This is a genomic window from Verrucomicrobiota bacterium JB022 (assembly GCA_030673845.1).
GTDB lineage: Bacteria > Verrucomicrobiota > Verrucomicrobiia > Opitutales > Oceanipulchritudinaceae > WOUP01.
In genome coordinates, this window is the sequence record JAUTCQ010000015.1 from 150,985 (window position 1) to 164,419 (window position 13,435).

Genomic DNA, 13,435 nt, shown 5'->3' on the forward strand with positions numbered 1-13,435 from the left:
TCATGGCCACCGCCCAAGACCTCTCTGAGCACGGTCCCGAGGTGCTGCTCGGCTCTCCCGCCATGTCCGCCAAGCGGGCCAGCGTACGCCGCTTCATCTTTCTCGCCACCTTTTCGATCATCTCCGTCGCCGGCATTCTGCTCTTTGCCGACTTTATGTGGCGCACGGCGATGACGGAGATCAAGTGGATCATCCTCGTTCTCTACGCGATCCTGTTCACGCACATCAGCCTCGGCTTTTGCAACGCGCTCTTCGGCTTCATGTCGCTGCGCGGCAACCGCTCGGTGGGCCGCATCAACGCCAGTATCCCGGCCGACAGCGATACGCCGCTCGCGGCCACCGCGATCCTCTTCCCCGTCTACAACGAGGACGTGTCGCGGGTCTTTGCCGGGGTGCGTGCGACCTACGAGGCCCTGCGCAAGACGGGCCAGCACGAGCATTTCGACCTTTTCATCCTCTCCGACTCCACCAACCCCGACCGCTGGGTGGAGGAAGAGGTGGCGTGGCTGCGCCTGTGCAAGGACCTCAACGCGCTCGACCGCATTCACTACCGCCGTCGGATCAAGAACGTCGACAAGAAGAGCGGCAATGTGCGCGACTTCCTCGAAACCTGGGGCGCACGCTACCGCTACATGATCGTGTTCGATGCCGACAGCCTGATGACCGGCCCGACGCTCGTGCGCCTCGTGCAGCTGATGCAGGCCAACCCCGGCGTGGGCCTTATCCAGACGGCGCCGGGCCTGATCGGGGCCGACACTTTTTATGGTCGCCTGCAGCAGTTCGCCAGCCGCTTCTATGGCCGCGTCTTCACCAGCGGGCTCAACTACTGGCAGCAGAGCGAAGGCAACTATTGGGGCCACAACGCCATCATCCGCATCGAGCCCTTTATTGAGCACTGCGAACTGCCGGAGCTGCCCTACAAGGAGCCCATCGGCGGCAAGATCCTCAGTCACGACTTTGTGGAAGCGGCTCTCATGCGCCGCGCCGGCTACGCCGTATGGCTGGTCGACGACCTGGAAGACTCCTACGAAGAAGGCCCGCCCAACCTGATCGACAGCGCCGTGCGCGACCGCCGTTGGTGTCAGGGCAACCTGCAGCACAGTTGGCTGCTCTTCTCCGGCCAGCTCCATGCGGTCAACCGCGTACACTTCTTCAACGGGATCATGGGCTACGCGGGCTCGCTCTTCTGGTTCCTGTTCCTCGTTTTTTCGACCCTCTCCGTGGTGCGCTTCGAGCGCTCGGGCCTCACGCTGTTTGTATCGGAAGGCTTTACGCGCCCCCTCGGGCTCAGCTTGGCCGAGCACGGTACGCTTCTGTTGGCGTTTACGGCGGTGATTCTCTTTACGCCCAAGATCCTCGCCTGGCTCGACGCGGTGTGGGACAAGCAGCGGCGGGTGCGCTTCGGCGGCTTCTTCCGCGTTACCGGCAGCGTGCTGCTGGAGACCGTGACGAGTGCCTTGCTCGCCCCCCTGCTGATGGCCTTCCACAGTCGCTTCCTCGTTGAAGTGCTGCTGGGCCGCAAGTCGGGCTGGAACGCGCAAAACCGCGACGCGGGCGAAGGTACACCGTGGGTCGACGCCCTGCGCGCCCACTGGGGGCAAATGGTGCTCGGCCTCATCTGGAGCGGCATCGCCTGGCACTACAGCACCACGTTTTTCTGGTGGCTCAGCCCGGTCAGCTTCGCGCTCGTCCTCTCCCCTGTGATCAGCAAGATCACCAGCTCGCCGCACATTGGCCGCTCGCTGCGCCGCCACCGCCTCTTGCAGACGCCGGAGGAGCACCAACAGCCCACCATCTGGAGCACCTGCTGCCGTGAAGAAGCCCACCTGCGCGACATGCTCGAAAAGGGCCCGATGCAGGGCGCTGCGCTCGCCTTGGCCGACCCATACATCAACAGCCTGCACTACACGCTGCTGGAGCAAAACCCGGCTGGTGCCCCGATCGAAGCCCCGCCGGCGGAATTGGTCGAGCGCGCCCTGAGCGAAGGCTGGGACGAGTTGAGCAAGGACGAAAAGATCTCCCTGCTGCTCCACCCGCCGACCTTGCGCCGCCTCCACCACGAGCTTTGGCACCGCTCGGCCCGTACCTTGGCCGATTCCTGGCGCGAACGCCTCTATGCCTACCCGGCCACCAATCCGCAGCAATTGCTCGGGTTTGTGTGAGGCCAATCCTGGATCATCGTTTGCCTTCTTCAGCCGCCTAAATCTGCGGCTGGAAAGCAAAATTCTCCCGCCGCCTCTACGGCCTCTTGATCCGGTAAACCGTGGTCAAGGGGCTGTTGGCAACGCTGATCTGGAGGACCATTTCGCCGCGATTCTCCGGGGCGAGGGGGCGGTTCATGGGGCGCTCGAGCTCCATGTAATAATCGGCTGCGCCCAGCATGGGGATCAATTTGTAGCGCTCGCGCACTTCCAAGGGCAGCATCTTGAAGTTGATGATCGCCGTATCGTTGGAAGCGTAGACGCGGATCTTGGGGCTCGAGTCGAGTTCGGCGAGCTTCCGTAGGGCCTCATACGAGCTGGTGCCCCAGTAGTCGCCTTCAAATTGTGCGGCGCGGTAGCCTGGTGCGTCGGAGACGAAGGCGTTGAAATACACGTTTTGGTAGGGGTGGTTACCTATCATGAAGGCGAGGGCTGGTAGGTAAGCGAGCCCAACGGCTCCCGCCGCCAGTGCACACGTCCTGATCCCTCGCTGGGCCAGCCATTGCCAGCCGAGGAACGCAACCGTAAGCCCTGTCAGGAGCAGGTAGGGGAAGCAAAAGTAGACGTGCCTCCAGCCGTCGTAGACGACCGAGTCTTGCACTACGATCAGCACGATGGGGCTCAGCCCGCCAACCCACCACACCGCTCCGTTGCTCAGCTTCTGGTCCCGCCCGATCTGCTTCCAGCGCCGGAGGATCAACAGCGGCATACCCACGATACCACCGATGAGCAGGGCGAGGGTAGGGAGGGGGATCGTCAGCCACATCCACAGCGGCAGGTAATACCAGGGGGCATCCGCCGCCGCGATCTCCCGGCCCATGAAGCGCATCTGCCCTGTCCAGCGGAAATGCGTCATGTTGGCCCAGATCTCGCGCACGCTCTCCAGCGGGTGTTCCCAGAGAAAAGGCCAGGTGCAGTAGTTGAAGGCGACCACGATCAAAGGCAGCGCCAGCAAGGTCGCGCCGAGGTGCCAGCGCTGCTCCGGGACACGCACAAGGCGCAAAAGGATGAAGCCCACCGTGAGGGCAATCGGCACTGCCGCCGCGATGCGAAGCTGGAGCGTCCAGGCCAGCAGGAAAGCCAGCAAGAGCCCGCGCAGGAGGTGCGGCCGCTCGAGCAGGCGTTGCAGCATGTAGAGGCACCAGATATTGGCCACCAGGAAAGGCAGGTCTTTGGAATTGAAGAACGAGTGCGCGTAGAGCCGCGGCATCAGCAGCAGGATCGCGGCCCCGGCCAGCGCAAACCATCGGCTGCCAAACTGGTCGCGCAGCAAGGCGTAAAAAGCGAAGACGCCGCCGAGGTAGAGCAGGTGCCCCATGAGGTGGCGGAAGGGGTAGACGCCTGTTTTCTCCTTGTAGCCCAACCACTCGCCGGCCTGGTAGAGCGCCACTTCGTAGACCGGCCCGTAGTCGCGGTTGTTGAGTTCGTAAATGTCGTATTCACCGATCGCCGCTTTATGGTTGTAGACGCCGATCCAGTGTTGCGCCGGCTCATCCCAGGCAATGCCGTAATCGTCGGCCACATTCACGCCCAGGAAGGTTGCGACGGCAAAAAAGGCCACCGCGCACCACCAGTCTCGGCGCTGGATACGAGCGCTCCACCAGTCGACGAAATGCGTTGTCATGCGGGTGAGGTATACAAACGGCACATGGCACCTGTAAAGGCTGCTTCATGGTCACCTGCCCTTGGGATGGCCTAAATAAGCCTCTGCTGTCACTGGCGAGGAAATGCAGCCTGTGCTAGGATATTGGGAATGTATTCTCTGCCGGTCTCACCCGTCTGCCCGTCTCAATCCTAGCCCCGTCTTTTCTTTTTCGTTTTCATCGCAAATTCAAACCCAGGCTGCCTTCGCACCCAGCGGACCCAGCGCTGCACACCCTCGTGCGCGCGCAGGCGCTCCACGGTGTAGTAATGCGCCGCCAGCTCTTCCAGCGTAAACAGCCGGTGCACCTGATCGCCGCAGTTGCGGCAGACGAGAATTGTCTCGGTGCCACCCTTTGCACGGGGGATCAGGTGGTGCTCCTCCTGATGCCGTTCGGGCGTCAGGCGTCCGCAAATGCTGCAGGGTAAGGCCGGCATTTCCTTTAATTAACGACTCTTTTATCGCGAGCTGCAAGTGGGGTTAAAGACCTACGTTTGAAAATCTTCTGGTAGAAGTACAATCCCTTGCAGCTTCGCCACCTTGGAATACTCTTTATGAAGATGGCCGAAGTGACGCTTGAGAACTGCGACCGCGAACCGATTCATATCCTCGGCCGTGTTCAATCCCATGGGGTGCTGTTTGCCGCCGACCTGCATACCCTGCAAGTCGTCCAGGTAAGTCAGAATATTGAAGATGTGCTGGGGCTGGCCGTTGACGATGTGCTCGAGCACAGCTTGATCGAGCTGTTGCCCGAAGCGACGCGGACCGACTTCGAGAACTTTTTGAAGGAGCCCTTCCCGGAGCAGGTGCCGCTCTGCATCTGCAAATTTCAGCATCCGGTGACGGGGTCTTACTTCAACTGCCTCGCGCACAAGCAGGACTACCTTCTCGTCATCGAACTGGAACCCTGCGAGAAGGATGGCCCCTCCGACGGGCATCTTTCGCTGCTGCGCGCCGCCATCGCCGAGGCCCGGCAGTCGCACGACCTGGGCGAGTTTTGCCAGATCGGGGCCCAGTATTTCCGCCGCTTCACCGGCTTCGACCGGGTGATGATCTACCGCTTCAAGGCCGACCATTCGGGCGAAGTGCTGGGCGAAGCGAAGCGCGACGATCTGGAGAGCTTCCTGGGCCTCAATTACCCGGCCAGCGACATCCCCTCCCAGGCGCGCCGCCTCTACACGCTCAACCCGATCCGCCTGATCGCGGACATCAACGACCAGTCCGTCCCGCTCGCGCCCAACCTCAACCCCGTGACGCATGCGCCGCTCGACTTGAGCTTCAGCTCGCTGCGCGCCGTCTCGCCCATTCACATCGAATACCTGCGCAACATGGGCGTGGCGGCCTCCATGTCGGTCTCGCTGCTAGATGGCGACAAGCTGGTCGGGCTGATCGCGTGCCACCACTATTCGCCGCGCTACCTGCCCTTCAACGTTCGCACCTCCTGCGAGTATTTTGCCCACGCCTTCGCCCTGCAGTTTCGCAACAAGGTCGATCGCGACATCATCGAACGCCAGCGCCGCTCCAAGCGCATCGCCCACGAGATGACGCTCTCGCTACGCAGCGACGAGCCCGTGCAGCGCACCTTGCAGGCGGAGAGCGAGCACCTTCTTGCGATGGTCAACGCCCAGGGCGTGGCGTTCAAGGTCGGCAACCACCTCGTCACGCGGGGAGAGACACCGGCCGCCACCGGCATCAAGCGACTCGTCGCCTGGCTGCGCCAGCAAAAGGTGCGCGGCGTGTGGCACAGCAGCTCGCTCCGCAAGGACTTTCCGCATTACGAAGAGCTCGAAGAACACGCCTGTGGCGCGCTGGTAGTGCCGCTGCAGGACAACTGGCAAAGCTTCATCGTCTGGTTTCGCGGCGAATACGAGCGCACCGTGCGCTGGGCAGGCAAGCCGGACGAAAAGGAAATGCGCGAGCTGGAAAACGGGCAAGTCCGCCTCAGCCCCCGCCGCTCGTTCGCCGTCTGGCGCGAGACGGTGCGCTACCACTCGCTGCCCTGGGAGCCGCACGAGATCGACAACGCCGAGCAGTTTACGCTGACCCAGCTCGCCCTGCGGGTCGAAAACGAGCGCCGGCGCAAGGCCGAAGACCGCTACCGCCGCGCGGTCGACCAGCTCAAGCGCTCCAACCACGATTTGCAGCAATTTGCCTACGTGGCTTCGCACGACTTGCAGGAGCCGCTGCGTGCCGTGGCCGGCTGCCTGCGCCTGCTCGAACGCCGCTTTGGCGAAAAGCTCGACGGCACCGCCGGGGAGCTGCTGCAGCACGCGGTAGAAGGCTCCATCCGCATGCAGCGCCTGATCGAAGGCCTGCTCGCCTACTCGCGGGTGAACAGCCGCGGTCGCCCCTTTGCAGAGGTGGAGATGGAAGGCGTGCTCGAAGAAGTGCAGCACAACCTCACCGTTGCGATCGAAGAAAACAAGGCCCGCATCACGCACGACCGCCTGCCGGCCGTGCGGGGCGACCGCCTGCAGCTCGTCCAGCTCATGCAAAACCTGCTGGGCAACGCGCTCAAGTTCCGCTCCGAGGATACGCCGCGCATCCACATTTCCACCCAGCCCGATGGCGACTACCACCACCTGTTCGTCACCGACAATGGTATTGGGGTGGAGCCTGAGTATGCCGAACGCATCTTCGACATGTTCAAGCGCCTGCACTCGCGGCAGGAATACCAAGGAACGGGCATCGGCCTCGCCATTTGCAAAAAGATCGTCCAGCGCCACGGCGGCGCGATCTCCTGCGAACAGGCAGAGCCGCACGGCGCGCGCTTCCACTTTACGCTCCCGCGTTCCGACCTGAGCCTATCTCCCTCCGCCGAATGAGCCTCGAAGCCCAAATCCGCCCGATCAATATCCTCTTGGTCGACGACAGCGAGACGGACGTCTTGCTGACCCGCGAAGCCTTGGCCGATGCCAAGATCCGCAATCATATGGACGTCGTGCACGACGGCGAGGAGGCCCTCAAGTTTCTCCGCCAGCAAGACCCCTACAAGAACAAGACCCGCCCCGATCTGGTGCTGCTCGACTTGAACATGCCCAAGAAGGACGGACGCGAAGTCCTCAAGGAAATCAAAAGCGACCCCAAGCTCAAGACGCTGCCGGTCGTCATCCTGACCACCTCCAAAGCCGAGGAAGATATCGCCCGCTCTTACGCCTACCACGCAAACTGCTATGTGACCAAACCTGTGGATTATGAGCAGTTCAGCGTAGTAGTTCGGTCGATTGAGAGTTTCTGGTTGAGCGTGGTCACTTTTCCTCCTCACCTTTAAGACATACATGTCGCAACTGATCCACCTCCTCATCATTGAGGACAACCCGACCGACGTCATCCTCCTGCGCGAGCAGTTGAAGGAAGTCCCCGGTATCCGCTTCTCCTTCGATACGGCAGATACCCTCCGTGCGGGGCTGGAGCGGATGGGCAAGCGCAACTACGATGCCGTGCTGCTGGATCTGGGCCTGCCGGATGCAGACGGCCAGGAAGGGATTGCGCGCCTCGTCGAGGCCGATCGCACCATGCCCCTGATCATCCTGACGGGGCTGGCGGACGAGGAGGAAGCCTTGCGAGCCGTTTCGCTGGGCGCACAGGATTACCTGATCAAGGGCGACGCCGAGCCCAGCCTGCTCGTACGCTCCATCCGTTATGCGATCGAGCGCAAGAACATGCAGGTGGAGCAGGAGATGATGGAGCGCCAGATCCAGCAGACGCAAAAGCTGGACGCCATCGGCACCCTCGCCGGTGGTATCGCGCACGACATCAACAACATGCTCACCCCGGTGCTCGCGCTGGCCGAGGTGGGGCGGATGCAGGACCACAAGGATTTCAACATGATCTTCGACGAGATCCGCGACAGCGTGCTCCACGCGTCCGACCTCGTGCAGCAGATCCTCGTTTACAGCCGCCGGGCGCACGACGAAGAGCCCGAGCCTGTGCCGATCCACTATGCCGTAGCCCAGGCGATGAAGCTCGTGCGCAAAACCATCCCCAGCACGGTGCATATCCATCAGGAGATCCCGCTGGAGGCCGGCATCGTGCGGGTCGACCGCACTGCGATCCAGCAAGTGGTGATCAACCTCTGCATCAACGCCGCGCAGGCGATGCAGGAAAACGGCGGCACCCTCACCATCGAAGTCAGCGATTGCCTGCTGGGCGAGCAGGAGGTGCGCTACTTCCGGCCCGACGGCAAGGGCGGGGCCTACTCCCGCATCCGGGTGCAAGACACCGGCACCGGCATCCCGGATAACATCCTCAAACGCATTTTCGACCCCTTCTTCACCACCAAGGAAGTGGGCCAAGGCACCGGCCTCGGGCTCACCGTGTCCCAAGGTGTGGTCAAGCGCCACGGCGGCTTCATCACGGTGGACACCGAAGTGGGCAAGGGCTCGACCTTCTCCGTCTACCTCCCCCTGATGGAAGACGAAGACGCCCTCCCCGGCGAGACCGACTCCACCGCCCCCCATGGCGAAGAGCGCGTCCTTTTGATCGACGACGAGCCCAAGCTGCTCGAAGCCGTGCAACTGCTCCTGACCCGCCTCGGCTATCAGGTGACGAGTTATCAGGATAGCCGGGCCGCCTGCGAGTGGATAGAAGCCCACCCAGACTGCCCCGTGGACCTCGTGATCACCGACCAGACGATGCCCCGTATGACAGGCCTGCAAGTCGCCCGTCGCGTGCGCGAGCGCTGGCCCAGCGTGCCCGTGCTGCTGACCACCGGTTACAGCGACGTCGCCAAGCCCGAAGTGGCCGAAGCCGCTGGAGTCAAAAGCATTATCATGAAGCCCTTCCAGCCCCGTGAACTCGCGCGCGCCCTCCGCCGCATCCTCGACGGGTCGGTCGATTCATTGATGGCGTAAGAGGGGGCTTTTCACAGAAAAAGAAGGCGTCTCTCACCAAGAGCACCAAGGCACAAAGGTTTCTGATGGGCTCAGTTTCTTGGCGGCTCCGCGCCTTGGCGTGAGGCCTCAAGGATTCCACATCCTCAAAAATCGTCCGGCTTCTGTGCCTTCCAGTCCTTCAGGCTGGTGGCGAAGTCGTATTTGAAGACGAAACCGTGGTCGATCAGCCACTGCGGCACGATGTGGGTGGGCATGGCCGCCTTGCGCACGCGCTTGGGGTGGATGCCGGACTTGCCCTTCGTCAGCCACTGGACGACGTGGGCGGCAGGCACGAGAGCCCAGAGGGGCAGGGGCACCGTGGCCGATTTGCGCCCCAGGATTGCCTCGATGTGTTTCACCAGGTCGACCAACGGTTCGGTCGGGTGCTCCACGTAGTTGTAGCGGATGATCTTTTCCTCCCGCTCCAGGGTAAACTCGACGCTGTCGAGCAAACCCTCGATGTAGGCGTAGCTCTTGTAGATCTGCGGGTTGCCGGGGAAGAAGAAGATCCCCTTTTTCACCGCCTGGATCATGCGCAGGATGTTGCCGGGGTCGCCGGGGCCGTAGACTACCCCGGGGCGGCAGGTGACGAGGCGACGCTCGGGCGCGCCCATCGCCCAACGCTCGTGTATCAGCTCCGCCGCCAGCTTGGAGATGCCGTAGCCGGAATTTGGATACTTGGGCGTGCTTTCATCCGTCGCCGTGCGGGTAGGCCCGTAGACGGCGATGGAAGCGGTAAAGAAGATGTTGGGCACGCGGTAGTGCTCGGCAAAAGCCGTCACATGCTCCGCCCCGGGCAAGTTGGTATCGAAATACTCTTCAAACGCGTGGCCCGGTTCGCGGTGTACGGCCGAGTAGTGGTAAATCCACTCGATCTGGCCCACTGCGGTCGGCCCCAGCGCGGCCTCCAGTTGCGGGATCACCGGCTGGCGCACGTCGCAGGTCACAAACGTGACGCCTTCGGGCAACGGCTCGGTTGGCGGCCGCACATCGGCCAGCACAAAGCGGTCGAACCGGGCGCGCAGGCGCTTCCACGTCCACATGCCGATGTAGCCGGCACCTCCAAAGATCACAGCCGTCTTCATGCGGGGCGTTTGGTGGGGAATTGCAGGCCCGTTTCGCGCTCCATCAGGCCGAGCATCTTTTCGAGAAAGGCCTCTTCGGAGAACTGCTCCGCGTGGCGACGGATCACATCGGGGTTCCACGTCTGGCGCTCAAACTCCGGCACGATCGCGGCGAGGCTCTCCGCCGTACCTTGGTGGAAGAACATCCCGGTGACGCCGGGCTTGACCGTCTCCAGGGCACCACCGCCGCCAAAGGCGAGGACGGGCTTGCCGCTGGCCTGGGCCTCGACCGGCGTAATGCCGAAGTCTTCGAGCCCGGGGAACACGAAGGCATAGCAGTTTTGCATGTGCCACGTCACCTCCTCGTCGGAGAGGCGGCCCTTGAACTCGACCGTGGGGCCGGCGAGCGACTGCAGGCGCGCCTTGTCCGGCCCGCTGCCGATCACGATCAGGCGCTTGCCCAGCTTCGAAAGGCCCACCACGGCACGCTCCAGCCCCTTGTAGCCCACGAGGCGCGAGACGATGAGGTAAAAGTCTTCCGACTGCCGCGACACCTGAAAGCGCTCGACATTGACGGGCGGGTGGATCACGACCGAGTCGCGCTGGTAAAATTCCTTGATCCGCTGCTGCACGGTCAGCGAATTGGCGATCAGGTGGGTCATGCGCTGGGCGGCCTTGAAGTCGGCCTTGCGCATACTGGGCAACATGGTTTTGACCACGGCCTGCACCGCCTTGTTGGGCACCTCGTAGGGCAGGTAGCCTTCCGGCTGCCAAAAGAAGCGCGGCGGCGTGTGGCAGTAGCAGAAAACGGGCGTCTCTGGCGTGAACTCGGCCCATTTGGCAAAGCCGCTACTGCTCATCCACACCACCTCATCGCTGATCTTGCCGAGCGATTTGAAGGCAAAGGGGTAGAGCGGGAACAGCTTTTTGAAGTGCTGGTTGATGCCCGGGATGTGCTGCATCCAGCTGTTGCGGATCTTCCGCCCCTGGAATTCGGGAAAGAGCGTCTCGTACTGGGTCGCGCTGGTGAGAATCTCGGCGTCGGGAAAGGCTTCGGCCATCAGGGCGACGACCCGTTCGGCACCGCCCATCTGGATAAAATAATCGTGAACGATTTTCATTTGGTTTCCAGCCGGGCACCCGGGCGGCTACCGCCCCGCAAGGGGGATTCCGGGCAGCGAGCAGAGACGTTGGTCACGGTGCGACACATGTTGAACAGCGAGTTGACGAGAGCTTGCATGAGCGGGAGAGGGCTTTGGCCGGCGAGCATCCACGAGCGGCCATCCGACAATGCAATAGTCGAGTGGGGATACACACTCGGGGAGAGGGCGGCAAGGTCAAAGATGGCCCGGCGAAATGGCGCCTGGGGCGGCCCGGCGTCAGGCGCCGACCAGCTCGTGATCGTGCTCTTCGTTGGCGTGCGTATGGCCCAGCAAGTCGGGCGGCACGTTGGAGAGGGCCTCGATGACGGTCGAGGTGCCTTCCTTGACCTTCAGGATGCTGTCCTGGTGCAAGGTTTTCATGCCGTTGGCCATCGCGATGCGCTTCAGCTCCGCCGTGTCGGCCCCGCGATTGATGGCGCGGGTCAGCTCGTCGTTGTTGCGCATCAGCTCGTGGATGCCCACGCGGCCTTTCATGCCCTTGCCGCCACACACGGGGCAGCCGCCGGGCTTGGCCTTGTAGATCTTGCCGTGCCAGCCGTCGAGCGCTTTGGCGATGATCTCCGCTTCGTTGCCCTCGGGCAGGTATTCGACCCGGCAGCTCTTGCAGGCGCGGCGCATCAGGCGCTGGGCGCAGACGACGAGCATGGAGGCCGAGATCATGAACGGCTCGATCCCCATGTCCGTAAAACGGGCAATGGTGGACGGCGCGTCGTTGGTGTGCAGCGTCGAGAGCAGCAAGTGACCGGTGAGCGCGGCTTCGACCGAAATTTCCGCCGTTTCCTGGTCCCGGATTTCGCCCACGAGGATGATGTCCGGGTCCATCCGCAGGTAACAGCGCAGTGCTCGGGCGAAGGTGAGCCCGATCTGCTTGTGCATCTGCATCTGGTTGATGCCCGGGATGGTATACTCGATCGGGTCTTCTGCGGTCTGGATGTTGATCTCGGGCGAGACGACTTCGCGCAAGGCGGAGAACAGCGTCATGGACTTGCCGGAGCCCGTGGGGCCGCAGTGCAGGATCATGCCGTAGGGCTGGACGATGCACTCGCGGTAGAACTTCAGGTTCTCCTCCGAGAAGCCCAGCATGGTGATCGGCAACGCGCTCTTGGTCTTGTCCAGGATACGCATGACGACTTTTTCGCCGAAGTTCATCGGGCCGCAGGCCACGCGCAAGTCGATGTCGATGTTCTTCTTCGTAAAGCGTTTGAAGACGATACGACCGTCTTGGGGCAGGCGTTTTTCGGCGATGTCGAGGTCGCTCATCACCTTGATGCGGGCGACGAGTGCCCCGGCCACCTTTTTGGGCAGCTTCAGCTTTTCCGCACACACGCCGTCGATGCGGTAGCGCACGACGACGCCGTCTTCCTGGGGCTCGATGTGGATGTCGGACGCGCCGGAAATGTAGGCGTCTTCGATCACGCGGTTGGCCAGCTGGATGATCGGGGCCGAGTCTTCGTCGCCGCCATCGTCGACGATTTCCGTCTGCGCCTCGGCGTATTCCATGCCGATGACGTCGGCGATCTCCGCCATGTCGCTGTCCATCGCCGCCTGGTCGACCTGGCCATCGGCGTCTGCTGCGCCGCCCTGGCCGGTGTATTTACGCAGCAGCTCATCGATCAGCGAGGCGGGAGCGACGGCCACTTCCTCGATAAAGAGGTCGGTGCTGGTGTGGAAGCTCTCGCGACTCGGGTAGTCGAGCGGGTTGGTCATCAGCGCGGCCACGCTGCTGGGCGAGAGCCGCTTGTAGGGCAGGATGTGCGTGCGGCGCACAATGGCCTCCCCCGTCACCTCGATCAGCTTTTCGTCGATCGCGATCTGCGCTTCGCTGGTAATGAGCGGGCTGTCGGTAAAGCGGGCGACGAACTTGGCCGTCTCACGGTCGTCGATCTGGAAATTCGGGTCCAGCATGCGCTGGAGCAGCGGGGTGGAGTATTCCGCCACCTCTTCGACGATATCGAGGTCGTCTTCGGTAAAGATGTCGTCGTCGGCGTCCGGCTCCTTGTTCAGCACCTGGATGGCGCCGACGCAGGTGCCGTCGGAGCCCCGGAGCGGCACGGTGAGCATCGAGTGGATCTCGAAGCCCGTCTGCCGCGCCATCGAGTGGAAGTTGTCTCCATCCAGCTCGCGGGAGAAAATGAAGGGCTGGCCGGAGTCGATCACCTTGCCCACGATGCCGGTGCTGCGCGGCAGGCGCATCTTGAGCAGGGTCTGGCGCTTTTCGGAAAACTCCTCCTGCCGCGAGGGCTCGTCTTCCCACAAGGTGGGGGAGTAGTAGACGTATTTGAACGAGATCGCGTCGCTCTCCAGCAAGTACAGCGTCATCGACTGGGCCTGCAAGGCCTCCACCACACGGCTGGAGGTCAGCTCGATTACCGTCTCGACGTCTTCGCGCGTCGGCTGGGGCTTCGAGATGACTTTTAGCAGCAAGGTGCGTCGGAGGGCGCCGGAAATGTTCTGTCTCATGAGAAGGGGAGCAAGGGCCAGTGGTTGCGCT

At 62.6% G+C, this 13,435-nt stretch carries 10 protein-coding genes; 4 read left to right on the forward strand and 6 right to left on the reverse strand.

Annotated elements, in window-relative coordinates; all coding sequences use genetic code 11:
- Positions 1-2 precede the first annotated feature (2 nt).
- Positions 3-2,162, forward strand: a complete 2,160-nt coding sequence (gene mdoH / locus Q7P63_11180) for a glucans biosynthesis glucosyltransferase MdoH (protein MDP0500650.1) — start codon at positions 3-5, stop codon at positions 2,160-2,162.
- Between the two features lie 76 nt (positions 2,163-2,238).
- Here mdoH and Q7P63_11185 read toward each other — a convergent pair whose 3' ends face one another.
- Together Q7P63_11185 and Q7P63_11190 are read right to left on the reverse strand one after the other, a co-directional pair.
- Positions 2,239-3,825: a glycosyltransferase family 39 protein gene (locus Q7P63_11185; GenBank protein MDP0500651.1), complete on the reverse strand. Its 1,587-nt coding sequence runs from the start codon at positions 3,823-3,825 to the stop codon at positions 2,239-2,241.
- A gap of 170 nt (positions 3,826-3,995) precedes the next feature.
- On the reverse strand, positions 3,996-4,280 hold the full coding sequence (locus tag Q7P63_11190; protein ID MDP0500652.1) for an HNH endonuclease: 285 nt from the start codon (positions 4,278-4,280) through the stop codon (positions 3,996-3,998).
- A gap of 117 nt (positions 4,281-4,397) precedes the next feature.
- Between Q7P63_11190 and Q7P63_11195 the strand changes: the two genes are divergently transcribed.
- From Q7P63_11195 to Q7P63_11205, 3 genes are read left to right on the forward strand one after another with little or no spacing between them, the layout of a single operon-like run.
- On the forward strand, positions 4,398-6,668 hold the full coding sequence (locus tag Q7P63_11195; protein MDP0500653.1) for an ATP-binding protein: 2,271 nt from the start codon (positions 4,398-4,400) through the stop codon (positions 6,666-6,668).
- Positions 6,665-7,114, forward strand: coding sequence for a response regulator (locus tag Q7P63_11200; protein MDP0500654.1), 450 nt, complete (start codon positions 6,665-6,667; stop codon positions 7,112-7,114). The genes Q7P63_11195 and Q7P63_11200 overlap by 4 nt, the downstream gene beginning before the upstream one ends.
- Before the next feature lie 7 nt (positions 7,115-7,121).
- Positions 7,122-8,696 (forward strand): response regulator, encoded by a 1,575-nt coding sequence (locus Q7P63_11205; protein ID MDP0500655.1) that lies wholly within the window; start codon positions 7,122-7,124, stop codon positions 8,694-8,696.
- A 125-nt stretch (positions 8,697-8,821) separates the two neighbouring features.
- Here Q7P63_11205 and Q7P63_11210 read toward each other — a convergent pair whose 3' ends face one another.
- The 4 genes from Q7P63_11210 to Q7P63_11225 all read right to left on the reverse strand — a co-directional run bounded on the left by Q7P63_11210 (position 8,822) and on the right by Q7P63_11225 (position 13,404).
- Positions 8,822-9,802, reverse strand: a complete 981-nt coding sequence (locus tag Q7P63_11210; GenBank protein ID MDP0500656.1) for an NAD(P)-dependent oxidoreductase — start codon at positions 9,800-9,802, stop codon at positions 8,822-8,824.
- Positions 9,799-10,902 (reverse strand): glycosyltransferase, encoded by a 1,104-nt coding sequence (locus tag Q7P63_11215; protein MDP0500657.1) that lies wholly within the window; start codon positions 10,900-10,902, stop codon positions 9,799-9,801. The genes Q7P63_11210 and Q7P63_11215 overlap by 4 nt, the downstream gene beginning before the upstream one ends.
- Positions 10,899-11,021, reverse strand: a complete 123-nt coding sequence (locus Q7P63_11220; GenBank protein ID MDP0500658.1) for a hypothetical protein — start codon at positions 11,019-11,021, stop codon at positions 10,899-10,901. The genes Q7P63_11215 and Q7P63_11220 overlap by 4 nt, the downstream gene beginning before the upstream one ends.
- Positions 11,022-11,160: 139 nt before the next feature.
- Positions 11,161-13,404 carry an ATPase, T2SS/T4P/T4SS family gene (locus tag Q7P63_11225; GenBank protein ID MDP0500659.1) on the reverse strand — a complete coding sequence of 748 codons (2,244 nt, stop codon included), beginning with the start codon at positions 13,402-13,404 and terminating at the stop codon, positions 11,161-11,163.
- Between the last annotated feature and the right edge of the window lie 31 nt (positions 13,405-13,435).

What these genes read in the sequence shown, in the direction of transcription:
- Q7P63_11220 (MDP0500658.1), bottom strand. Translation starts at nt 11,021, where the DNA reads ATGCAAGCTCTCGTCAACTCGCTGTTCAACATGTGTCGCACCGTGACC.
- Q7P63_11215 (MDP0500657.1), bottom strand. Translation starts at nt 10,902, where the DNA reads ATGAAAATCGTTCACGATTATTTTATCCAGATGGGCGGTGCCGAACGG.
- Q7P63_11190 (MDP0500652.1), bottom strand. Translation starts at nt 4,280, where the DNA reads ATGCCGGCCTTACCCTGCAGCATTTGCGGACGCCTGACGCCCGAACGG.
- Q7P63_11195 (MDP0500653.1), top strand. Translation starts at nt 4,398, where the DNA reads ATGAAGATGGCCGAAGTGACGCTTGAGAACTGCGACCGCGAACCGATT.
- mdoH (MDP0500650.1), top strand. Translation starts at nt 3, where the DNA reads ATGGCCACCGCCCAAGACCTCTCTGAGCACGGTCCCGAGGTGCTGCTC.
- Q7P63_11210 (MDP0500656.1), bottom strand. Translation starts at nt 9,802, where the DNA reads ATGAAGACGGCTGTGATCTTTGGAGGTGCCGGCTACATCGGCATGTGG.
- Q7P63_11225 (MDP0500659.1), bottom strand. Translation starts at nt 13,404, where the DNA reads ATGAGACAGAACATTTCCGGCGCCCTCCGACGCACCTTGCTGCTAAAA.
- Q7P63_11185 (MDP0500651.1), bottom strand. Translation starts at nt 3,825, where the DNA reads ATGACAACGCATTTCGTCGACTGGTGGAGCGCTCGTATCCAGCGCCGA.
- Q7P63_11200 (MDP0500654.1), top strand. Translation starts at nt 6,665, where the DNA reads ATGAGCCTCGAAGCCCAAATCCGCCCGATCAATATCCTCTTGGTCGAC.
- Q7P63_11205 (MDP0500655.1), top strand. Translation starts at nt 7,122, where the DNA reads ATGTCGCAACTGATCCACCTCCTCATCATTGAGGACAACCCGACCGAC.